Annotated in this window: 22 protein-coding genes; 19 read left to right on the forward strand and 3 right to left on the reverse strand. The window is 48.3% G+C overall.

Translation table 11 applies throughout. The features are described from left to right. The first annotated feature begins 52 nt into the window (after positions 1-52). From IPN95_18595 to IPN95_18635, 9 genes are all read left to right on the forward strand, one after another. Positions 53-550, forward strand: a complete 498-nt coding sequence (locus IPN95_18595; protein ID MBK9451377.1) for a DUF1573 domain-containing protein — start codon at positions 53-55, stop codon at positions 548-550. Positions 551-663: 113 nt separating this feature from the next. Continuing rightward, complete coding sequence (gene yajC, locus IPN95_18600) at positions 664-939, forward strand: preprotein translocase subunit YajC (GenBank protein ID MBK9451378.1); 276 nt, start codon at positions 664-666, stop codon at positions 937-939. A 53-nt stretch (positions 940-992) separates the two neighbouring features. Next, positions 993-1,916 (forward strand): hypothetical protein, encoded by a 924-nt coding sequence (locus tag IPN95_18605; protein MBK9451379.1) that lies wholly within the window; start codon positions 993-995, stop codon positions 1,914-1,916. Then, positions 1,913-2,512 carry a dephospho-CoA kinase gene (locus IPN95_18610; protein ID MBK9451380.1) on the forward strand — a complete coding sequence of 200 codons (600 nt, stop codon included), beginning with the start codon at positions 1,913-1,915 and terminating at the stop codon, positions 2,510-2,512. Before IPN95_18605 ends, IPN95_18610 begins: the two co-directional genes overlap by 4 nt. Continuing rightward, on the forward strand, positions 2,509-3,474 hold the full coding sequence (locus IPN95_18615; protein MBK9451381.1) for a hypothetical protein: 966 nt from the start codon (positions 2,509-2,511) through the stop codon (positions 3,472-3,474). The genes IPN95_18610 and IPN95_18615 overlap by 4 nt, the downstream gene beginning before the upstream one ends. A gap of 68 nt (positions 3,475-3,542) precedes the next feature. Continuing rightward, on the forward strand, positions 3,543-4,316 hold the full coding sequence (locus IPN95_18620; GenBank protein ID MBK9451382.1) for a glycosyltransferase family 2 protein: 774 nt from the start codon (positions 3,543-3,545) through the stop codon (positions 4,314-4,316). A gap of 8 nt (positions 4,317-4,324) precedes the next feature. Further along, positions 4,325-6,229, forward strand: a complete 1,905-nt coding sequence (locus IPN95_18625) for a DUF3352 domain-containing protein (GenBank protein ID MBK9451383.1) — start codon at positions 4,325-4,327, stop codon at positions 6,227-6,229. A 13-nt stretch (positions 6,230-6,242) separates the two neighbouring features. Further along, entirely contained in the window at positions 6,243-7,274 is a 1,032-nt protein-coding gene (locus IPN95_18630) for a threonine aldolase (protein ID MBK9451384.1), read from the forward strand. Positions 7,275-7,398: 124 nt separating this feature from the next. Next, positions 7,399-8,199 carry a sulfite exporter TauE/SafE family protein gene (locus IPN95_18635; protein MBK9451385.1) on the forward strand — a complete coding sequence of 267 codons (801 nt, stop codon included), beginning with the start codon at positions 7,399-7,401 and terminating at the stop codon, positions 8,197-8,199. A gap of 56 nt (positions 8,200-8,255) precedes the next feature. Here the strand turns inward: IPN95_18635 and IPN95_18640 are convergent, their stop codons facing one another. Beyond that, positions 8,256-8,801, reverse strand: coding sequence for an RNA 2'-phosphotransferase (locus tag IPN95_18640; GenBank protein MBK9451386.1), 546 nt, complete (start codon positions 8,799-8,801; stop codon positions 8,256-8,258). 222 nt (positions 8,802-9,023) lie between these two features. On the opposite strand from IPN95_18640, the gene IPN95_18645 reads away from it, so the two are divergent. Genes IPN95_18645 through IPN95_18660 form a run of 4 tightly spaced genes read left to right on the forward strand, consistent with a single transcriptional unit; the run spans position 9,024 to position 12,535 of the window. Further along, positions 9,024-9,902: a DUF58 domain-containing protein gene (locus IPN95_18645; protein MBK9451387.1), complete on the forward strand. Its 879-nt coding sequence runs from the start codon at positions 9,024-9,026 to the stop codon at positions 9,900-9,902. After that, positions 9,880-10,809, forward strand: coding sequence for a hypothetical protein (locus tag IPN95_18650; GenBank protein MBK9451388.1), 930 nt, complete (start codon positions 9,880-9,882; stop codon positions 10,807-10,809). Before IPN95_18645 ends, IPN95_18650 begins: the two co-directional genes overlap by 23 nt. Positions 10,810-10,844: 35 nt before the next feature. Next, the gene (locus IPN95_18655) at positions 10,845-11,855 is read left to right on the forward strand and encodes a VWA domain-containing protein (GenBank protein ID MBK9451389.1); all 1,011 of its coding nucleotides are present in this window, start codon (positions 10,845-10,847) and stop codon (positions 11,853-11,855) included. Further along, complete coding sequence (locus tag IPN95_18660; GenBank protein MBK9451390.1) at positions 11,855-12,535, forward strand: YggS family pyridoxal phosphate-dependent enzyme; 681 nt, start codon at positions 11,855-11,857, stop codon at positions 12,533-12,535. The genes IPN95_18655 and IPN95_18660 overlap by 1 nt, the downstream gene beginning before the upstream one ends. A 24-nt stretch (positions 12,536-12,559) precedes the next feature. Here the strand turns inward: IPN95_18660 and IPN95_18665 are convergent, their stop codons facing one another. Together IPN95_18665 and IPN95_18670 are read right to left on the reverse strand one after the other, a co-directional pair. Further along, complete coding sequence (locus IPN95_18665) at positions 12,560-14,416, reverse strand: M1 family metallopeptidase (protein MBK9451391.1); 1,857 nt, start codon at positions 14,414-14,416, stop codon at positions 12,560-12,562. A 72-nt stretch (positions 14,417-14,488) separates the two neighbouring features. Beyond that, on the reverse strand, positions 14,489-15,898 hold the full coding sequence (locus IPN95_18670) for a beta-lactamase family protein (GenBank protein ID MBK9451392.1): 1,410 nt from the start codon (positions 15,896-15,898) through the stop codon (positions 14,489-14,491). A 197-nt stretch (positions 15,899-16,095) separates the two neighbouring features. On the opposite strand from IPN95_18670, the gene IPN95_18675 reads away from it, so the two are divergent. From IPN95_18675 to IPN95_18700, 6 genes are all read left to right on the forward strand, one after another. Further along, complete coding sequence (locus tag IPN95_18675; GenBank protein ID MBK9451393.1) at positions 16,096-16,953, forward strand: hypothetical protein; 858 nt, start codon at positions 16,096-16,098, stop codon at positions 16,951-16,953. Then, positions 16,950-19,094, forward strand: a complete 2,145-nt coding sequence (locus IPN95_18680; protein MBK9451394.1) for a helix-hairpin-helix domain-containing protein — start codon at positions 16,950-16,952, stop codon at positions 19,092-19,094. Before IPN95_18675 ends, IPN95_18680 begins: the two co-directional genes overlap by 4 nt. 58 nt (positions 19,095-19,152) lie before the next feature. Beyond that, positions 19,153-19,518: an MmcQ/YjbR family DNA-binding protein gene (locus IPN95_18685; GenBank protein MBK9451395.1), complete on the forward strand. Its 366-nt coding sequence runs from the start codon at positions 19,153-19,155 to the stop codon at positions 19,516-19,518. 301 nt (positions 19,519-19,819) lie between these two features. Further along, positions 19,820-20,479, forward strand: a complete 660-nt coding sequence (locus IPN95_18690; GenBank protein MBK9451396.1) for a metal-dependent transcriptional regulator — start codon at positions 19,820-19,822, stop codon at positions 20,477-20,479. Positions 20,480-20,533: 54 nt separating this feature from the next. Further along, a complete protein-coding gene (locus IPN95_18695; GenBank protein ID MBK9451397.1) occupies positions 20,534-20,932 on the forward strand; it encodes a hypothetical protein in 399 nt (132 codons plus the stop codon). Then, on the forward strand, positions 20,933-21,331 hold the full coding sequence (locus IPN95_18700) for a cation transporter (protein MBK9451398.1): 399 nt from the start codon (positions 20,933-20,935) through the stop codon (positions 21,329-21,331). Positions 21,332-21,379 lie beyond the last annotated feature (48 nt).

Consider the following 21,379-nt stretch of genomic DNA (forward strand, 5'->3'; position numbering starts at 1 on the left):
TAGCGGAGTTAAAAATTTGAATTATTAACCACATCGATTAGTGATTGTAATTATGAAAAAAGTTGGAATTTTTCTGTTTAGCGCACTCATGCTGGTCGGCGTGATGTCTTGCGAAAAATCTGGAACGACTGCCGGAGAAGGTACCGACAGCACAAAAACGGCTGGCAGCGAGCCTGCAGCCACAACCGATCCAAATGCGACGACTGCCGAGCCGGTCTCCAACATGCCTTTGACATCTGTCGAATTCATGGAAGAGTCCCACAACTTTGGCGAAGTAGCCGAAGGCGACAAAGTCGAGCACGTGTTCAAGTTCAAAAACACAGGTAGCAACCCGTTGAAAGTGAACAACGTGAAGCCATCTTGCGGCTGTACCACACCAGATTGGAGCAAGGATGAAATTGCCCCTGGTGCAGAAGGTTTTGTCAAAGTGGAGTTTGATTCGAAAGACAAGCGCGGTGTTCAGAAAAAATCTGTGACCGTTACCTTTGAAAACACGGATCCAAAAAACAAAATCCTGAGCTTCAATTGCGAAGTGACTGGAAACGAATGATCCACATCCTTTAGGAATCTAATTTAATGTCAATGTTTTTATCTTTCTTCCTACTGCAAGCCGCTCCTGGCGGTGCTGCAGCTCCGGGTACCGACGCCCCAAAAGGCCCAGGTATGGAAATGTTCATCATGATCGGTGTTATCATCGTGGTGTTTTACTTCTTCATGATTCGGCCACAGCAAAAAAAGCAGAAAGCTGAAAAATTGATGATGGAAAGCCTTCAGAAAGGTGACCGTATTGTGACCATCGGTGGTATTCACGGAAAAATTGTCTCGATCGACGGTGCAACTGTCTTGATTGAGGTCGACAACGGCGTGAAACTCAAAATGGAAAAGGCTGCAGTGAAGCCCGCTCCGGTAGAGGGTGACGACAAGACCAAAAAGGGTTAAGTCCAACCTGCGGTAGGTAATCCGCAATCGTAACCAACGGTTGCCCCAAGACTATGAAAAGATATCAATGGGTGGCTGTAAGCGTTTCATTCGTGCTTGCAGTCACCCTTTGGTTATTGGTAACACTCAACAAACAGACCTATACAACTGCATTTACAATTCCCCTCAAGCTTGTCAATTTTCCTGAAAACCTTCAGCTTCTCAGCGAATTTCCAGATGAAATGGAGGTTTTTACCACGGGACCGGGCATCAAACTCTTTTACCAAGGGCTCGATCCGATCAAAGACACGGTCAAAATCGACTTTGATGTCTTTAGAGACCGCGGCTACTTCACGGCTGGAAAGAATCTGAAGCTGATTTCCGATGCCTTGCAACCGGGACTCACGGCTGTTGCGGCCACACCTGATACGATTTCCCTCTCGTTCGCTGTCAAGTCCAATAAGAAAATTCCCGTTAGGCTTGACCTCGAATGGGACTTGCCGCCCTCCTACCGCGTCAACTTCAGCGACATCCAATATACAGATTCCGTACTTGTCGTCGGGCCAACCGATTCGCTCGACAAAATTGCGGAATGCAAAACGGTGCGTTTCAAGCTGCCAAGCAGCGTGGAACCACAATTTCTGATCATCCCCTTGGATTCAATGAGTCCGCTTCAGTTGTTACCGAACTCCATCAAACTGTCCTACACGCCGCTACCCTACACAGAAAAAGTCATGCGTCTCCCCATCAAGGTGGTGGGCGCACCCATGGATACGCAGGTTCATTTGGATCCAGACTCAGTTGAAGTCAAAATATTGCTTCCGCTCGATCGGTTTGAATCGGTTACCCGAGGCTCTGTTGGCGCGGAGGTCCATTTCCGAACCTTGAATGAACGCAGCAACCTCGTCGTTCCAAGTATTGTCAACTTGCCATCAGATGCCGAACTTGTCTCGTTTGCGCCGAATCTTGTGCGATACATCATGGTCATCAAACAATGATAAAAGAAATCGGCTTGACAGGTGGCATTGGTTCTGGCAAGAGTACGGTTGCCCGGGCAATGATGGCGTTGGGGTACCAAGTTTACTTTGCCGATGAGCGGGCCAAGGCGCTCTATGATGAGGACTTGGAACTGATGTCAAAGGTAAAGGCCTTGGTGGGGCACGATGTTTATGATAAGAATGAGAAGCTCATTCGGCCCAAGTTGGCGGAGCGCATCTTTGCAGACCAACAGCTACTGTCCCAAATCAATGGTCTGGTTCATCCTGCCGTTGGCCAGGACTTTCGCCGTTGGATGGCGGAATTGCCCTCGGTTTATGACAAAAAATTCATTTTGAAGGAAGCTGCAATTCTCTACGAAGCAGGGAGTTACAAAACTTGCCATGGTGTATTGGCAGTCTACGCACCGATAAGCCTGCGTCTCGCGCGCGTGGGCAAACGTGACAACGCCGATCAAGGGCAAGTGCGATCGCGCATGGCACATCAATGGCCGGATGCAAAAAAGTTGCTGCGATCCGATTTTGTCATTTACAACGATGGCATTCATCCACTTACCCCTCAAATCGCAGCTGCCATCCAACATTTCGAACGGATATGATAACATGGTTCCAATACCGTGAGGCTGGACTTTACTGCGTCCCAGGTGACTTTTATGTCGATCCCCACAAACCGGTAGGGCGAGCCGTGGTGTCACATGCCCATTCTGACCACTATCCACGATACTGCCACGAAGTTTATGCCACGGAGGAAACCTTGGCGATCGGCAGGCTCCGATACATGAACAATGCGGCCAAGGTGAGCCACCCACATCCAACTGGAATTGCCTTTCAGGTCGGACCTGTGAAGGTAACTTTTCTCAATGCTGGGCATATTTTGGGCTCGGTCCAAGTATTGCTTGAATTTGACGGCCAACGGATTCTCTACTCAGGCGACATCGGATTTGATCAGAATCCGACATGCCCGCCACTTGAATATCCCGATGTTCCGGTTGATCTGGTGATCTGCGAGAGTACATTCGGAGAGAAGGAACAGCATCCTGCCCCGGAAGCCGCATTGGCGCATTGCATCGAAGAGGCAGGAAAAAGGCCAATCTTAATCGCGACTTATGTGCTCGGCAAGGCCCAGAGAATCAACCGCTTGCTCCATGACCTGCGGCCGGATCTCCCCGTTTTTGTCGACCGCACGATTACGCCGATTCACCGGCTTTACCGCGACTTTGGAATGGATCCCGGAAAACACGTCCTCTACCGTAGGCAAGACGTCAAGCGGGTCCATGGGCAATACGTCTGGCTTCTGCCACCTAAAAAACTGACGGGATTTTCAGGAGACCGCCTCTACCACAAGGTTTTTGCAAGTGGATGGGACAATACAGCTCGATCAGCCTGGCTTAATGGAAGATTGGAGGTTTCGGACCATGCAAGTCAATCGGAGATCGAAAATTATATTCTGAGAATCAATCCAAAAGCCGTTAGATTCTGGCATGGATACCCGACGAGCTTGATTGCCACGTGCAACAATGCAGGCATCGATGCCGCAGAATTGCAGATGGAAGTCGGCTGAAAGAAATTGAAAACATCAAGCGTAAGCGCATTTGTTCATTATTCAGGATTCATTGTTAATTTTGGTTCGTGATAAAAGGTAAAAAGGTCACTGTCGTCATGCCCGCCTACAATGCGGAGCTTACCTTGAGGAAAACCTATGAAGAGGTTCCCCGTGATATCGTCGATGAGGTAATTTTGGTGGATGATCGCAGCCGCGACAATACCCCTGCCCTTGCCCGCGAACTCGGCATTGACCGGGTGATTGTCCATGACGTCAACAAAGGTTACGGTGGGAACCAAAAAACCTGCTATACGGCCGCATTGGAAAACGGTGCCGACATTGTAGTCATGTTACACCCTGACTATCAATATACACCAAAACTTCTGGAAGCAATGGTCTACCCCATTGCAAACGGTTTGTTTCCGGTGATGCTCGGCTCCCGCATACTCGGAAAAGGTGCCCTGAAAGGCGGAATGCCGATGTACAAGTACATCGCCAACCGATTCCTGACAGCATTTCAGAACATCCTGATGGGGCAAAAGCTCGCAGAATACCACACTGGGTACCGGGCTTTTTCCAAAGAAATTCTGGAGCAATTGCCCTTGGGGGAGAATTCTGATGATTTTGTCTTTGACAATGAGATGCTCGGCCAAATCACCTACGCAGGGTTCATCATCGGCGAAGTTACATGCCCCACCAAATATTTTGAAGAGGCAAGCTCAATCAATTTTAGGCGAAGCAGCAAATATGGCATGGGCGTCCTTCGGGTTTCGATCACCTACCGGCTCTGCAAATGGGGCCTTATGAAATCCAAAATTTTCAATTTTGAGACAGGGAAACGATTGACTCCCACATCCTGAATCAACTTATGAATGACACACCAACCGCGAAAAAAACAAACCGCAAAGGGGGCATCACACGTTGGATCTTCCTCGGATTGGCCTTAGGGTTATTGGCCGTCGCACAATTTATCCTTGAGCTTGACCTTTCCTACCCGATCATCGGCGGAATCGCCGGAGGAACGTTGCTGCTGACGCTGATTTGGAGGCGGCTACCGCGCTTGATTCATTGGATCTTGCTTTTGCCTTTGTTCGCAGCGGCAGGATTGGCGGGCTACCTTTATTTTCTCAAGCTTGACAGACACGATATCTACGAATACGTTCCCAAGGATGCCATTTTTATCGTGGAAGCCGACAATCCGATTGAAAATTGGAAGTCATTGAGCAAGACCAAGATTTGGCGCCACATGAAAACGAATGACCTTTTTTCAGATATCGGGGGCGATTGTGACTACCTCGATACTTTGATCAAGGACAATCAACAGATTTTCAAACTCGTTTCCGGCAAAAAGCTGCTCGTGGTCGCCGAAATGATCTCCGAATCAGACTACGACTTCCTCTATTTGATGGATCTGAAGGAAGGAGGCAAGATTTCGGCTTTGCTGGACATCTTTAAAAGTGTGCTTAAATCGGCCGGCCTGCAAATGAACCGTCTGGAAATTGACGGCCACAAATGCTACGGAATCGGGGAAGGGAGTGACGAGGTTTTTCTCGCCTTCGAAGGCAATGTCATGGTGGCTTCCTATTCGAAGTTATTGATGACCAATGCATTCGAGCAAGCCAAAAAGCCATTCTATACTGACAACGACGAATTTCTCGCTTGCAGGAAACGCGCCTATCGCACGGAATCCGGAGAAAGCCTCGCCAAAGTCCACCTGAACTTTTCGCAGCTTGATGAGTACTTGGCCACTTTCATGGGCGAAGTGACGGGAACCGTTCGCAGCATGAGCGAAAACATGAACTTCGCCTCGTTTGACTTGAAAATGCATGACGAGTTTGCCGAGATGTCAGGAGATATGACCGTCGATTTGCAACGCGCATCCCTCCCCAATGTGCTCTCGACGATGCCCGGAAGCGAAATCCGATGCATCAATATGCTTCCGAGCAACACGAGCTTCATGATGGCCATCGACTTTGCGGACTTCGACCAGTTTTACGAGCAGATCTCGGTCACCATGCGGGAAGATGACGGATACGACGACTACGAAAAGTACAAAAAGCAAATTGGTGGCCTTTTGGGCGTCGACAAAACCGATCAAAAGGTTGAGCGAAAGAAAAAGCGTGGCAAAGACGTCGATTATTTTGACTGGATCGGTCAAGAAATCGCCATGAGCCTTGTTCCCGTCAATGAATCAGGTACACAGCAGGCCTACGTTGCCATTTTCCATGCGCCCGACAAGGAAAATGCAACCCATGACCTCAAAACGATCGAAAAGCGAATCAAAAACCGCACCCCGATCAAATTTGAGAATTATGAATATCTCGGCCACGAAATTGCCTTCCTCGAAATGAAAGGCTTTTTCAAGCTCTTTTTTGGGAAACTCTTCAACAAGTTTGACAAGCCAAAATACACCATTCTGGACGAGTTTGTCGTCTTCAGCAACGACACCACGGCGATACACCGCATCATCGAAGTTGCCCACGGCAGCCGATCCAACCTGCCGATGGAACCCGGGTTCAGACAGTTTTTCAACGAATTCGAAACAACATCCAACTATTTCACATACGTGAACGGCGTCGAAATATTCCCTTTCCTGCCCACGATGGCCGATGGGGAGACCACGTCTGATATCCAAAAAAATCGCAAATACATCACGTGTTTTCACCATGGCGGTCTGCAATTATTGGCAGACGAAGGCGTTTTTGACGCCAAATTCCATGTTGCCTTTAAGCCAGAAAACGACAAAGCTTGGTGGGACAAGCTTCCGGAATAAACGAAAGGAATCAATGTCTCAGAAAATCATCGACTTGCGTAGCGACACGGTTACGAAACCGACCAAAGAAATGCTCTCCGCAATGATGTCCGCGGAAGTGGGAGACGATGTATTTGGACAAGATCCGACCGTGAACGCCTTGCAGGCCAAGGCTGCGGATTTGTTTGGAATGGAGGCCGCATTGTTTTGCCCCTCCGGCACGATGACCAACCAAATTGCCTTTCGCTTGCATACCACGCCCGGCTGTGAGGCGATCATGGAGGAATACTCCCATCCCTATCGGTACGAAGGTGGTGGTTTGGCAGTTAATGCCGGCATCTCTGTTGCCTTGATCGCAGGTGACCGTGGGCGCATCACGGCAGCGCAAGTCGCCGCGCGGATCAACAATCCTGAGGATGTCCATTACCCATTAACCAAGGTGGTTTCCCTTGAAAATACCTGCAACCGAGGCGGCGGCGCTTGTTATGACTTTGCGGAGATTCTCAAGATCAGGGAAGTCTGCCAAGCAAACGGCCTTGCCCTCCATTTAGATGGCGCACGGATATTTAATGCATTGATAGCCAAAGGCGAAAGCCCATTGACTTACGGTAAAGCTTTTGATACCATTTCAATTTGCCTGAGCAAAGGTTTGGGTGCCCCCGTGGGTTCACTTCTTTTGGGAAGCCATGCGCACATCAAGGCCGCACGCCGTATCCGCAAGGTTTTTGGGGGAGGCATGCGACAGGCTGGTTTTCTTGCCGCTGCGGGCATTTATGCCCTTGACCACCATGTAGACCGCTTGGTTGAGGATCATCGTTTGGCCAAACAGATGGGGGAATTGGTCGCAACCGCCTCCTATGTAGAGGAAGTCTTGCCGGCGGATACCAACATCGTGGTTTTCAAACTCGCAAACGGCCTTGATCCAAAGATTTTTGTCGCGCACCTTGCAACCCACAACATCCTCGCTGTGCACTTTGGAGGTCAATTGATCCGCTTTGTGGCGCATTTGGATGTGGACGAAAGGGTTTTGGAACCGCTTCAAATTGCCATGAAGGCATTCGTTTGATGGCGTGTCCCGTTTGCTTTCTAGAAACACCGAAAGCAACCTGAATCACATGCATTTGGTTTTTGGATGCCGCTGTGCGTGCTTTGCTATATGTGCATGAAAACTGAGGAATAAAGCCAAGTCCATGTTGATTCTCGGATTTGTATTGGCAGGTATCATGGGCATCCTACTCGGGATGCTCGGAGGAGGTGGCTCGATTCTGACTGTCCCCATTTTGGTTTATGTCTTGTCGGTATCAGACGACATTGCTCCATCTTATTCGCTTTTTGTGGTGGGCGTGGCCTCCGCAATCGGCGCGGTGCAATACGTAAGACTCAAGCAATTTTCGTGGAAAGTATCCCTTGTATATGGGATTCCATCCATGATTGCTGTCTATTTTAACCAAGCATTTGTTCGAAATTGGATACCCGATGCGTTCAGAATGTTTGGTACGGAGGTCTCCCGCGGCACGTTGTTGATGGTATTGTTTGCGATCATGATGTTGTTGGCAGCATGGTCAATGATTCGTAAAAAAAGCAGACAAACACCTGACAATCTTGATATTGGTTCTGAAGATTTTAAGTATCCAAAAATTGCGCTGATGGGCCTGCTCGAGGGCATGTTGACGGGATTGGTGGGTGCAGGCGGAGGATTCATCATCGTCCCGATTTTGGTTTCCATGGCAAAGCTGCCCATCAAGAAGGCTGTGGGCACTTCGCTGCTCATCATGGCGGTCAAATCGCTGATTGGCTTTGGTGGCGCACTTGGCAACATCCATATTGATTGGCCATTGCTACTACCGTTCACCGGGATCGCCGCCGTAGGCATCGTGGTCGGGGCACGTTTATCGAAACATGTACCTGCGGCAAAACTCAAACTGTTCTTTGGCTGGTTTATCTTGGCGATGGGCACATTTATTGTCGTCAAAACCCTGCTCGACGCATAGGGCTAAAGTTGGGTACGGATAGCATACCGTCACCAATTGTCCGATACCACACGCAATCAAGGAAAGTCAATAAACTGCGGCGGAACATGATCCGTGAGCCAGACACCGTTGGGTGAAACAAAATAATCGTAGCCTGCACGGTGCATTTCTCCGGCCCTGACTTTGAGAATCACTGCTTCTCCCCTTCGCGTCCCAACCACAATTGCCGTTTGAAGATCTTTGCTGAGATGCACATGGTGACGGCTCATTTTTTTGATCCCATCTTTTGCGATGATATTGGAGTATCTGCCAACCGTACCATGATAAAGGATCTCAGGTGGTAAGACCGGTTCGTAGTCCAAATCAACTTTGATGGAATGTCCCTGATTGGCCCGGATTTTCGTTTTGTCTTCGTTGAAGGCAAACCGCTTTTTGTTGTTGTTGGCCACGACTTCTTCCAGCATGGCCATGTTGAAGCCTGGAAACTTGGGACCAACTTTGGAGATCAAGCTGAGGACTCCTGTCCAGCCATTTTCGTCCAGTTCCAGCCCAATGGATTGAGGATCATGGCGCAAGACCAGACTCAGGAATTTGGAAATCTTGATTGTTTGACGTTCATTCATCTGAATTGTTGTTTTTTGTTGCTGCGAATCTCGGTATCCACGTGTCAGAATCGACAAAAGCGGCATTCATCGGTCAAATTCACCTTATGATTGGTCCAAATCGCCCATTGGTTTGAAGGAAGAATCGCATTTTAACAATTTGTAACGCATCCAGAACCGCAGGAATCCTTCCAATTTCTTTTCCAATTCGGCAAACTGGATTAATTTTGCGGCCGACGTACCATGAAGGATCTTCTCAAAAAAGTAAAGAAGCTGGAAATCAAGACCAGACGCAAAGTGGATTCCACATTCGCTGGGGAATACCATTCTGCGTTCAAGGGTCAGGGGCTGGAATTTGATGAAGTTCGCCTTTATCAGTTTGGCGACGACATCCGTTCCATTGATTGGAATGTCACGGCAAAGTCGGGTGACGTCTACATCAAGAAATTCAAAGAAGAACGCGAGCAGACGATGTTTGTGCTCTTTGACATTTCCGGATCCGAGGATTTTGGCAGAGGCGACGAAAACAAGATGCAAGTCGGGACCGAAATCGCTGCCATCATGGCCTTTTCAGCCATGAAAAACAACGACAAGATTGGCTTGGCTACCTTCACCGATCGCATTGAGCGCTTCTACGCCCCCCGAAAGGGTCGTGGCCACGTGCTCGCGATCATGAAAGGCCTGATGCAGCACAAGACCCGCAGCAATGGCACAAACATTACTGCAGCCGTTGATTGGGTCAAAACGACTTTGAAACGCCGCAGCCTGTTCATCATCATTTCTGACTTTTTGGATGAAGGCTACGAAACTTCGCTCCGCCACCTTTCCAGAAAACATGAAGTCATCCTCATTCGTTTATTCAACAAAAATGAAGTGATGACCGCAGGAGCAGGTATGGTTCCTGTTTTTGATTCCGAATCTGGCACCCAAGTATGGGTCAACAGCGGCGATGGTGGGTTTAGAAAACTTGTTTCACGCAAGTTTGAGGAGATGGAATACAACCTGTCCAAATTAGGAAAGTCGCACCGGATCGACTTTCTGACCATCGATACCACTGAAGACTATATCCTGGGCCTTGAAATGTTTTTCAGAAAACGCAATGCGAGACGGAAACTGGCTTAAGTTCTTCTTGGGGTTTGCATTGCTTCATTTGGGCAATGTCGTTTGGGGCCAATCGGTGGTCGCCACGTTGACTGCCAAACAAACACTTGTTCAGATTGGTCGCCCATTTGAAGTTGAATTGGGCGTGCGCCATCCAGAAGGCACCGTTGTCGTTTTCCCAGACTCGATCAAAGATTTCAAACCTTATGAAGTCAAATCCGGAAAAGCGATCCCGACAAGTACCAACGAAGGGATTTCCGACGATGTCAAAATCTATCAGCTTTATACCTGGGAGATTGATTCCCTGCAAAAGCTGCAATTTCCAGTCAGATTTTTGACGGAAAAAGGTGATACGCAGACAGTCTTGTCCAACGAGATCACCATCGAATTCATGCCCATGATCCCAGCATACAACGATACCTTGCCAGTCAGGGTCATCAGTGATCTGGGCGAGATTCGGGAACCGGTCAATTGGATGGCTTGGGGGATCATTTTTGCTGTCGGGTTGATCATCATCTTGGTGAGCGTGCTGGTGTTTTCCTCGCCGATCAAAAAATGGCTCAAGCGCCGTAGAATCGACCTCGAATTCAGGCGTCATCTTGCACAATTGGAAGCGATCCGGGCAGCTGCAACGGATCAGCCGGTCTTTTTCCCCCGACTCAACAAAGTCTGGAGAAGCTATTTTGACCGCGATTGGTATTTGGCACTTGGCGCGATGACCACCACAGAGTTGCGCGAGGCGCTTCCAAAAATTCAAGTTTTGGACGACGAAGACCGTCGTATCCTGGACCAACTCAGCCATTCGACGGACTTGGTTTTGTATGCGGGCGTTCAGCAGGAAGATGCCACGGCACAACAACTTTTGGACGCGGTCAGACGCATCATGCAAAAAGAATATGCAAGAAGGAAGGAGGCTGCTGAAGTATGATTCAGTCGATTCTCGAGCAATTTGAGGCGTTAATCATGTCCATTCTGAGGCTGATCTGGGCGAATGCCGATCAGTTTCGCAGCCCTGGCTATCTGCTGTTGTTGTTGGTCATACCCGTTTATTTGATTTGGTATTATTGGTGGTATGACCGCAGGCGCCTGATTGTGCAGATCAGCTATGACCCTAAGAAAATTGCACCGGGAAGGCTGAATTGGGCATTTCTCCGTACAATTCCACAAATTCTGAACCTTCTTGCGCTTACGCTGATGATTGTGGCACTCGCACGCCCGATCACTTCGCGTGAAATTGACAGCCGTTACTCAGAAGGCATCGACATCATGTTGCTGCTTGATACTTCGGGAAGTATGGAGACCGAGGATTTCCGTCCAAACCGCCTGGAGGTTGCCAAGGAGACGGCACTGGATTTTATTGCCGGCCGCTCCTATGACCGCATCGGCATGGTCGTTTTTGCCGAGGATGCATTTTCTTACGCCCCGTTGACATTGGATTACAATTTGTTGAAGCAACAAATCAATTCGATCACATCCAATATCATGCCCAAGGAAGGAACTGCCGTTGGGTCAGCGATCTCCGTGGGAATCAATCGCTTGAAGGAAAGCAGTACCCCTTCCAAAATCATGATATTGTTGACGGACGGCGCAAGTAACCGTGGCCAAATCGATCCGATTACCGCCGCAGGCCTTGCCAAACGCAACAAAATCAAAATTTACACCATCGGCATCGGAAAGCCTGAATTTCAGCAACAAACGCCATTCGGGGTACAGACGATCAAAAGCGATTGTGACGAACCAACACTCCAAAAGGTCGCAGAAATGACGGACGGAAAATTTTTCAGGTCCACAGATGAATCCAGTTTGAAAACCATCTTCGAGAGCATTTCCAAAATGGAAAAGGTCGAGATCACCGAGGAGCATTATCGCGAAGAAAACGACTTTTACGGCCCGATTCTACTCGTTGCGTTTTTGATGTTTGCCTTCACCATGTTGTTGAAAGTCACTTTCATCCACAATCCACTGGAAGGCTGATGGGAATTGCCGAAAATCTGCTTGCTGTCAAGCAAAAAATCTCAGCAGCAGCCGTTGCAGCCGGTCGTGAATCGGGTGCCGTTAAGTTGATCGCAGTTTCAAAAACTTATCCCGTCGATGCCGTGCAAGCGGCGATCGCAGCCGGTCAAGTCGATTTCGGGGAAAACCGGGTTCAAGAAGTTGTAGAAAAACATGCAGCACTTCCGAATGTAAACTGGCACTTGATCGGCACACTTCAGCGTAACAAAGTGCGCCAAATCGCTGGTTTCGTGCATTTGATCCATTCGGTTGACAGCGAAAAATTGCTCGAAGAAATCAACCGTCAGGCAGAATTACATCACCGGGTGATTGATTGCCTCCTGCAAATCAACATTTCCCACGAAGAGCAAAAAAGTGGAATGGACGAATCGGAAGCCGATGAATTGCTTGCACGCATTTCCCAATTCCGGCATGTCAGGATTTTGGGCTTGATGGGAATGGCAGCATTCACTGACGACAAATCCCTGATTTCCAAACAATTCCAAAGTCTTGCAGCTACACGGGCAAGGTTGCGCATCCACGAAGGACCTCGTGTCGAGCTGCGTGAGCTCAGCATGGGCATGTCTGGTGACTTCGAATTGGCGATTGCAGCCGGCGCAACCATGGTGCGGATTGGCAGCAGCATTTTTGGACATCGCTGAGCGTTGAAATCCAATCAGTCTGACCTATTTCCCAGGCCCGGGAACGAGTTTGGCTGGAGCAAAAACGTTGTTACTGCGATCCACGTCGGCCATCCGCTTGGATGGCTCAATTTCAATGCTTTCGATGGTGGATTTAGGCGCATTCAACTCCACGACATAAGAAGGATGCGTCCACGGCCACGGAGCCAATTCCGTGCGAACCGCTGAATTGGCAAACTCCTTTTTATCACCGTACATGAGTCCAAGCGGCAAGTAGAGCAATTGCTTCCTTCCACCGACGTAGGTCACGAGGACTTCGATGGGCATGGGCATGTTGCCTTTGCGTCTCAACTCCAAGTAGGTAGCATTTCCTCCGTCAACCACCTGACCAATGGCATAATCCACGACTTCATTGGTATTGATCCAATATTCAAAGTACCAGTCGAGTTCCAAGCCGGACTCCTTTTCGACACAGCGTTTGAAATCGGTAACGGTTGGATGTTTGAACTTCCATTCTTGGAAATATCTACGCAAGCTTCTCTCAAGCACTTCTTTACCAACGACATAAGCGAGCTGAGAAAGCGTAATTTCACCTTTCCCGTAGGAATTGACACCGTAGGCGCGGTTGGTTTTGTAGTGGTCGGCGTGTGTCGTCAATGCCTCCTGCAACCCAGCCTGTACGAGGGAATAGTACCCAGCGTAGGCACCCGAATGCGGGTCTTCAGAAGGGTCAAGTTCCAGCAAAACGGCCATCACTTCAGATTCGGCAAAACTGGTGAAACCTTCGTCCATCCACGGAAAAATGGATTCGTCAGTCGCCAAAACGCCTTGGTACCAACTATGGATCATCTCGTGAACGGTCACCCCAAGCAAGCTTTCAAAGCTGCGATTACCTGTCACCAGCGTGGCCATCGGATATTCCATGCCCCCGTCACCGCCTTGAATCACGGAAAATGACGGATAAGGGTAAACGCCAAACCTGCGGTTCATTTCACGAAATGCCTTTTCGGTGTAGGCCGGGAGATTTTCCCAATCCTTGGTTTCGTCGCCTTGCTGATAGAAAAAATGCAAGGTTGGGCCATCGGCCATTTGCCGCACCACGTGCTTGTAGTCAGGATCGGCAGCCCAAACGAAGTCATGGACATTTTCCGCCTTCCAATTCCAAACAAGCTTGCTTCCCTCCTTCTTCTTTACTTTTTCACCCTGCTTTTCATAGCCAAATCCCACTTGATCAGCATTTTGAAGTACACCAGTTGCAGCAACCATATAAGTAGAGTTCAAGGTGATATTCACTTCAAATGTTCCCCAAACTCCATGGAATTCGCGGCCCACGTAGGGATTTGCATGCCAGCCATGTTGATCGTATTCGCTGATTTTAGGATACCATTGCGACATGGAGTATCGGATTCCCTCGCGGTTGTCCCTGCCTGACCTCCGAATTTGCACCGGCGATTGCCCTTCAAATTCCATTTCAAAAGTGGTGGAACCCTTGGGTACGATCGGATGGTCCAATGCCACTTGCAAAATGGTTTCCAATTCGGTTGCCTTGCTCGCTTTCCCGTCTTGTTTCAGGTTTTTGACATGCAAATAACCGATTTCCGTTGGGGACAGGCCTGCGATACGATCACCCACGCGTCGGTCGGGATCGGCGATCGTGCGTGATCGGAGGTCCATCATGGAGCCGGGCTGAAATGCGTTGTTGTACAAGTGAAAAAATGCTTGGCGCAGCGTATCGGGGGAATTGTTTTGATAGACAAGTTTGACCCGGCCCGTGTATCTGTTGCTTTGCTCATCCAGCTCGACGTCAATCTTGTAATTGACCTGCTGCTGCCAATAGTTGGATTGTGATACGATGGAACCTGCCACCATCAAAAGGCATCCCAAAAGAATACAACGCTTCATGCTTCAATCGTGTTTAAGGCTTGAAAATTAAGGATTCCTTTTCAGGAATGGGAAGGCAAATTAAAGATGTATCTACCTCGGTGTTTGTGGCTGATAATCACCACTTAACTTTTGCCATTTCCAGGATTTGCCATTTTTGGTGACCTGCAACAGTACACTTCCGCCGGTTTCTTTGAATTGCAGGCGCATTTGATTTTGCTGATCCTGCCATTCCCCTGAGTTCATCCTTGAAAAACGAATCGTCTCACCTTCAGGGGTTTTTACGGCGATGCTCCCTTCAAATTCATTGACGGTTACAATGTCGGTTTCAAATGGCGTTTCCTGTCGTGGACCTGCATCAGCCACAACTTCATAGCGTCCGATCAATTGTTGATTGCTGTAATACTCCGGAGCATCAATGTTGTTGGCATACAGAATGCGGCTGATGTTTCCGCAGATATCCAAAGGATTGGCATGCTCGACATTGCTCAAGACCACAATCGAAAGGGTATCCTGCGGATAATAAAAGACGTAGCTGTTCCAACCGGGGAGGTAGCCACCATGGGAAAACTGCAAATGACCGAATACATCATAGACATGCCATCCATACCCGTAGTTGTTCCGCTGAGTGCTGAACATCTTTTCTTTGGCCACACTTCCCAGCACGAGCGTATCTGAAAATGAGCACAGCCAAGTGCTCAAATCGGCCGCTGTGCTGTACATCTCCCCCATTCCAAAGATCCATTCCTTCCTGAAGTTGTCAATCGGCTTTTTGCGCTGACCACGACCTTTGTAGGCCACAGCGCGGTTGTTGACCATATCAAAATCTCCCAAACCGGTGTTTTCCAAGCCCAGAGGTTCAAAAATATTTTGCTGCAAGTAAATCCCGTAGTCCTTTCCACTCACCTTTTCGACAATCATGGCGAGCAAGACATAGCCGGAATTGCTGTACTTGAACCGTTCTCCCGGAGCAAAACCCAGTGGTCGATCCTGAAATGAGGCAATCAATTCATCTTTGGAGGGAACCCAACCTGACATCTGCTTGAGCCGGAATTTGAGGGGAGAGTCGTTGATATAGTCTGGAATGCCGCTCGTATGAGACAATAGATGATGAATGGTAATCAATTCGCCAGGTAAGGCAGGATAGTCGGGCAAGTATTTTCCGATCGGGTCATCGACACTCAGCAGCCCATTTTGTTCCAGTTGCAGAATCGCAGCGGCTACAAAACTTTTGGAAACAGAAGCGATCATAAACCGCTTATCGTCATTGTTTTTGAGGCCCAAAACGGGATCTGACCATCCATAACCGCGGTTAAGCAGCACATGATCACCTTTCCCGACATACACGACGCCGGAAAACCCCTCCTGTTGCTCCGCCATCTGCAATCTGGCATCAATGCGTCCCACAACCGATTCCAAACGGTCTTGGGAGATGCCAAACAGCGGAAGGCTCATCAAAACCAGCCGCAGGAGCCATTTGATATCAAAATAGCCCGCTTTCAATTAACCATTAATTCAGCATGCCTCGGAATCCGGTTTTCTTAGCAGCAACCCGTCATCCATCAGCACCATGAAGATAGGAAGAAAGTTTCACATCCCGATTGGTCGCGCATGAATATTATCTGAATATTCACCAGAGTTTTTTCAAAGCGCTGAACTTTGCTTAATTTCCGTCAGTGATTCAAGATACTCTAGATCGAATGCTTGTGCTGAAAGGGCGATTTGTATTGATTTTGCTTGCTGTGAGCTTGTTCTGTCCAACTGTTGTTCGTGCAGGCGGCGAATCGCAAGTGGCGGGGGCAAGGCGCGTGGGGCTGGGATTTGCATACACAGGAGTACGCGGAGATTTTTGGTCGCTTTTTATGAATCCTGCTGGAATCGCTGGGATTCAACAGATGGAAGTCGGCGCATTTATTGAAAGACGCTTCCTCCTGAACGAAATCAATTACGGGACCCTCGGCTTTGTCACTCCTTTCAAGCAAGGCAAACATTTTGCAGGGCTCGATGTCGGAGGATTCGGCTTTGCCGGTTACAGCGAATCACGGGTTGGGCTCACCTATGCAACCACCCTGTTTGAGCGGTTGAGCTTGGGTGCCAAAGCCAATTACACCCGGGTTTCGATTGACAATTACGGCGCAAAATCAGCACTTTACGTTGATGCGGGCCTCAATTGCATTCTCAGCAAGCACATTTCGATTGGTTTCCGAATCTTTAATGCCAACCGCGCAGAGCTGCAAAAGGAGCAAGACGAAAAAATCCCGACTACGCTCGACGTTGGAATGGCCTATCAGGTCAGTGACAAAGTTCTGATTGTTGCAGACATCGAAAAACAAGTCAATTTCCCGTTTTCCTTTCGCGGAGGCGTTGAGTATGCGCCGGCAAAATTTCTCAAAGCACGTATCGGTGCGAGCACACAGCCTGTCACCGTCAGTGCAGGCGTCGGTTTGGTTGTAAAAGGACTCAACATCGATTTTGCAAATACCCTACATCAATACCTCGGTTACACTCCTTCCCTTTCCTTGAGCTGGCGCTTTGCAAAATCCGTGGAGGCAAAATGAAAAGGTTGGTCCTCTTTTTCCTTATGGTTTGCCCGGGTGGCTTGCTGCTAGCGCAGCCCGACTCCACACGCAGTGAAGACGAAGGTGGGATGAATCAAATCATTGAAGATGCGATCATCGACAGTGAAAATGACAATCAAACAGACTGGACCTACCTCACCGATCAATGGAATGATCTCCGGGAGCATCCTATCAACTTGAATACTGCTTCAAAGGAGGATCTTTTGCTGCTGCCAGGCATGACGGAGATTCTTGCCAATAACTTGCTGGACTACATTCACCAATTCGGGAATTTGACCTCTGTCTTCGAATTGCAGGCAGTTCCTGGATTTACGGCCGTCGTATTCAATCGCATCAAGGCTTTCTGCCAAGTCAAAGAAGCACAGGGAAAAGACATCAGTCCGAATACCAAACACCCGGCTGCCCCTCCCCTTCGGGTGATGCTGAAGGAGGCAAACCACGAATTGTTATTTCGTTATGTGCGAGATATCGAGGAGCAAAAGGGTTTTACGCCACCCGATACCAATAGCGATGGTTCGCTGAGCACCCGCTATTTGGGCGATCCAAACAAGTACTATTTACGGTATCGGATGCGTTATGGGCAGAACCTGAGTGTGGCATTTGTCGGTGAAAAGGATGAGGGTGAACCTTTTATGTGGGATCCTTCCCGATCATTTTATGGTGTGGATTTTACCTCAGCGCACATTTCACTCAAGAATTTCGGACACCTGAAATCCTTGGTTGTCGGCGATTACAACATCCAAGCTGGTCAGGGGATGATCCTTTCAACGGGACTTGGTTTTGGAAAAGGCAGTGAGGCGGTCAATGCTGTGAAGCGGCAAAATCTTGGAATACGTCCCTATGCATCGGTGAATGAAAATCAATTCATGCGCGGCGCAGCAGCTACGGTCGCGTTTGGCGATATCTATGCCACAGGGTTCTTTTCCCACGTTGGAAGAGACGCAAACATTGCAGCGCAGGATTCGATCACGGATGATGTCGTGCTTGTCTCGAGTCTCCAAATCACGGGTCTGCATCGCGTCGAAACGGAAATCGCCGACAAGGATGCGATCTTTGAGACCGCGTACGGTGGTCGCGTAGAGTTAAAGAAGCGATGGCTGAATCTTGGCTTGACGCAGTATTTCCAAAACTTCAGCAGCGACATTCAGCCATCGATCAAGGACTACAATCAGTATGATTTCAGTGGCAAAAGCAACTACCTTACCGGCATCGACTTTGACATCACTGCTCGAAATTTCAATTTCTTTGGCGAATTCGGTCGCAGTAAATCCGGTGGCACTGGAATGATCGGAGGCTTTTTGGGGAGCATTCACCCAAAAGTGGATATCGCCATGGTAGCACGTAACTTCAGCCGGGATTTCCATTCGTTTAGAGGATATGTATTTTCAGAGAAGCCGACAACCCTGCAGAATGAGCGCGGAATCTACCTTGGAATGAAGGTCATGCCAACCACAAGATGGACGTTCTCGACTTTTTACGATCAGTTTCTATTCCCTTGGAACAATTTTGGAACATCATTCCCATCTTGGGGCCACGAATACATGGCTCAGTTGCAGTATCAGCCCTCCCGGGAAATGAGTATTTACGTCAGGTGGCGGAGCGACAACAAGCAAACCAACGCCTCCATCCTACCCGATGGCCAGCAAATCGAACAGTTGATCCCAACGCAACGCAACAGCCTTCGTCTTCATTTTCAGTATAAAGTTCATCGAAGCCTGACCATTCGCACGCGCTTGGAGCATTCTTGGTATCGCCAAGGCAACCCCGACAATTTGGAGCAAAACGACAAGGGATTCATCATGTACCAAGACGTTTCTTGGAAACTCGGCTGGCGATGGGACCTTACGGCGAGGTACGCCATTTTTGATGCGGAAAATTTCAACACCCGCATCTACGCGTATGAAAACGATATTCTCGGCTTTTTCAACATTCCAGCCTACTATGGCGTTGGAAGTCGGTACTATCTCATGCTGAACTACAAGCCCAACAAACGATTCGAATTTTGGGCGAGGTATTCAATCTCCAAGTTCCAATGGGACGATATCCAGGGCTCCGGATTGTCCGAGGTCCCGGGCGATCATCGCTCGGAAATCAAGTTGCAGATGAAGGTGAATCTTTAACCGAACCCCTCAAGCTCAAATTCGGTCAATACATTGGTGAAGGAAAGGAGTAATCACGATGGATATTGAAACTTTGAGAGACTATTGCCTAGCCAAAGTCGGCGTGACTGAGTCGTTTCCCTTTGATGCGGACACCTTGGTATTGAAGGTAATGGGGAAAATGTTTGCTTTGATGCCGCTTGAGCATGGAAACCAAATCGTACTCAAATGTAATCCCGACAAGGCAATCGAACTCCGGGAAGAATGGGAAGAGATCACCGGCGCCTACCATATGAACAAGACGCATTGGAATACCGTGATGTTGAACGGCAGACTTTCTCGCGCTTTAATCTGTGAAATGGTCGACGATAGTTACAACTTGGTCAGGGCCGGGCTAAAAAAGACGGAGCGAGAAATACTCGATGGACTTTCGGGAGGCAATTAAAAAAAGCGGGTTACGCCAAACGTAACCCGCCAAATATCAATCAACAATTTTAGAGGTATGCAATTGATTCTTTGGGAATTCTATTGCTTTCTTGAAAGAACGAAGTCAACAACAAATACACTCCATAGATGCAATCTTGGTGGCGATTCCATAAATAACTTCCGTTCTGCACTCAAAAAGGAAAATGAATCTATCAAAACACCAATAACGGCGCATTCTGGCAAGCATTCCCAAAACAAATCCAGCCTATAAAAACCGTCACAAGGAACAAATTGGTAACTTTGACCGAATCTAGTTGGAAATGCAAAACTCGGCGACAGAAGAAAACTACCTCAAGGCGATCTACAAATTTTCTTCAACCGGAGAAATGGTCGGAACCAATACCTTGGCAAAGGCGTTGCTGACCACGCCGGCATCGGTCACGGACATGCTCAAGCGACTGAATGAAAAGGCACTTGTAGAGTACCAGCCTTACCATGGGGTTCGCTTGACGGACTCGGGACGCTTAATCGCATTGAAAATCATTCGTAAACACCGGCTCTGGGAGGTATTCCTAGTCAAAACCTTGAATTTTACCTGGGACGAAGTCCACGATACCGCCGAGGAACTTGAGCATGTGAATTCTTCGATTTTGATTGACAAACTCGATGAATTTTTAGGTTTTCCTCAATTTGATCCTCACGGAGACCCGATTCCAAACAAGGATGGCATGTTCACAGAGCGGGCAACTCGGCAGTTATCTACCTGTTTGGCAGGTGAAATTGCCATTGTTGCCGGCGTAACAGAAGATACACCTGTGTTCCTGCAGTATTTGGACCGCATTAGCATTCATATTGGAAGCAAAATCCACATTCTAGATGTCCTTCCATTCGACAATTCGTTGATTTTGAGATTGGGAGGGCGCGAAGTTGTGCTCAGCGGTGAATTTGCGCGTCAGATTCTGGTCATCGATAAAGAATAATCCTAAGGCCGAAAGCTTAACTTTCGTAAATTGGAGGTTGTTTGAATAGTTTTTGTGAGAAATCAATTTGTACCTGGTGATAAGAAAGTGTTCGACACGGTTGTGACCGAAGACAAGCTGGCGCGGTTTGATGCGGGGCTAGTCCATTCAGTTTACTCTACTTTTGCATTGGGAAAGGATGTTGAATGGGCTTGCAGACTGTTTGTTTTGGAAATGAAGGAAGTTGGCGAAGAAGGAATTGGAAGCTACTTGTCAATTGAACACTTGTACCCAGCTCCGCTGGGATCTAAGGTTAGGATAGAGGCAACGTTGCTTTTCGTAAAAGACAATGAGATACATTGCAGCTATGAAGCCTTTTCCAACAGCTTTTTAATCGCCAAGGGGGAGCAAACTCAAAAAATTATTGACAAATCACGTTTTGATGCACTAATTAACCGAATATCAATTCAATAAATGGCTGGAAATTCAACGCGCGTAGTAGTCGTAGCCTTCGTGATGAATCTTGGAATCGCGGTTGCGAAATATATCGCCTTTTTGGTGACGGGTAGTGCCGCAATGCTTGCCGAATCGGTTCATTCACTTGCCGATACGGTAAACCAAATCTTCCTGTTCCTTGGCATTCGACGGTCAGCAAAAGCAGCCTCCCCTTCTCACCAATTTGGGTATGGGATGGAGCAATATGTTTTTTCCTTTCTCGTTGCGATCCTGATATTTTCTCTCGGCGGGGCCTATTCCTTATACGAAGGGACGCACAAAATCATGCACCCCTCCGAAAAGCTGGAACACGCCGACATCAACTTGATCATTTTGGGGATTGCCATTGCTTTGGAGGGCTATAGTTCTTTTTTATAGCAACCAAGGAATTAAAGAAGACCAAAGGCGCTATCAGTTTTTTCAAGT

It is taken from the genome of Bacteroidota bacterium (assembly GCA_016718825.1).
Taxonomy (GTDB): domain Bacteria; phylum Bacteroidota; class Bacteroidia; order J057; family JADKCL01; genus JADKCL01.

What these genes read in the sequence shown, in the direction of transcription:
- IPN95_18595 (MBK9451377.1), top strand. Translation starts at nt 53, where the DNA reads ATGAAAAAAGTTGGAATTTTTCTGTTTAGCGCACTCATGCTGGTCGGC.
- yajC (MBK9451378.1), top strand. Translation starts at nt 664, where the DNA reads ATGGAAATGTTCATCATGATCGGTGTTATCATCGTGGTGTTTTACTTC.
- IPN95_18605 (MBK9451379.1), top strand. Translation starts at nt 993, where the DNA reads ATGAAAAGATATCAATGGGTGGCTGTAAGCGTTTCATTCGTGCTTGCA.
- IPN95_18610 (MBK9451380.1), top strand. Translation starts at nt 1,913, where the DNA reads ATGATAAAAGAAATCGGCTTGACAGGTGGCATTGGTTCTGGCAAGAGT.
- IPN95_18615 (MBK9451381.1), top strand. Translation starts at nt 2,509, where the DNA reads ATGATAACATGGTTCCAATACCGTGAGGCTGGACTTTACTGCGTCCCA.
- IPN95_18625 (MBK9451383.1), top strand. Translation starts at nt 4,325, where the DNA reads ATGAATGACACACCAACCGCGAAAAAAACAAACCGCAAAGGGGGCATC.
- IPN95_18630 (MBK9451384.1), top strand. Translation starts at nt 6,243, where the DNA reads ATGTCTCAGAAAATCATCGACTTGCGTAGCGACACGGTTACGAAACCG.
- IPN95_18635 (MBK9451385.1), top strand. Translation starts at nt 7,399, where the DNA reads ATGTTGATTCTCGGATTTGTATTGGCAGGTATCATGGGCATCCTACTC.
- IPN95_18640 (MBK9451386.1), bottom strand. Translation starts at nt 8,801, where the DNA reads ATGAATGAACGTCAAACAATCAAGATTTCCAAATTCCTGAGTCTGGTC.
- IPN95_18645 (MBK9451387.1), top strand. Translation starts at nt 9,024, where the DNA reads ATGAAGGATCTTCTCAAAAAAGTAAAGAAGCTGGAAATCAAGACCAGA.
- IPN95_18650 (MBK9451388.1), top strand. Translation starts at nt 9,880, where the DNA reads ATGCGAGACGGAAACTGGCTTAAGTTCTTCTTGGGGTTTGCATTGCTT.
- IPN95_18655 (MBK9451389.1), top strand. Translation starts at nt 10,845, where the DNA reads ATGTCCATTCTGAGGCTGATCTGGGCGAATGCCGATCAGTTTCGCAGC.
- IPN95_18660 (MBK9451390.1), top strand. Translation starts at nt 11,855, where the DNA reads ATGGGAATTGCCGAAAATCTGCTTGCTGTCAAGCAAAAAATCTCAGCA.
- IPN95_18665 (MBK9451391.1), bottom strand. Translation starts at nt 14,416, where the DNA reads ATGAAGCGTTGTATTCTTTTGGGATGCCTTTTGATGGTGGCAGGTTCC.
- IPN95_18675 (MBK9451393.1), top strand. Translation starts at nt 16,096, where the DNA reads ATGCTTGTGCTGAAAGGGCGATTTGTATTGATTTTGCTTGCTGTGAGC.
- IPN95_18680 (MBK9451394.1), top strand. Translation starts at nt 16,950, where the DNA reads ATGAAAAGGTTGGTCCTCTTTTTCCTTATGGTTTGCCCGGGTGGCTTG.
- IPN95_18685 (MBK9451395.1), top strand. Translation starts at nt 19,153, where the DNA reads ATGGATATTGAAACTTTGAGAGACTATTGCCTAGCCAAAGTCGGCGTG.
- IPN95_18690 (MBK9451396.1), top strand. Translation starts at nt 19,820, where the DNA reads ATGCAAAACTCGGCGACAGAAGAAAACTACCTCAAGGCGATCTACAAA.
- IPN95_18700 (MBK9451398.1), top strand. Translation starts at nt 20,933, where the DNA reads ATGGCTGGAAATTCAACGCGCGTAGTAGTCGTAGCCTTCGTGATGAAT.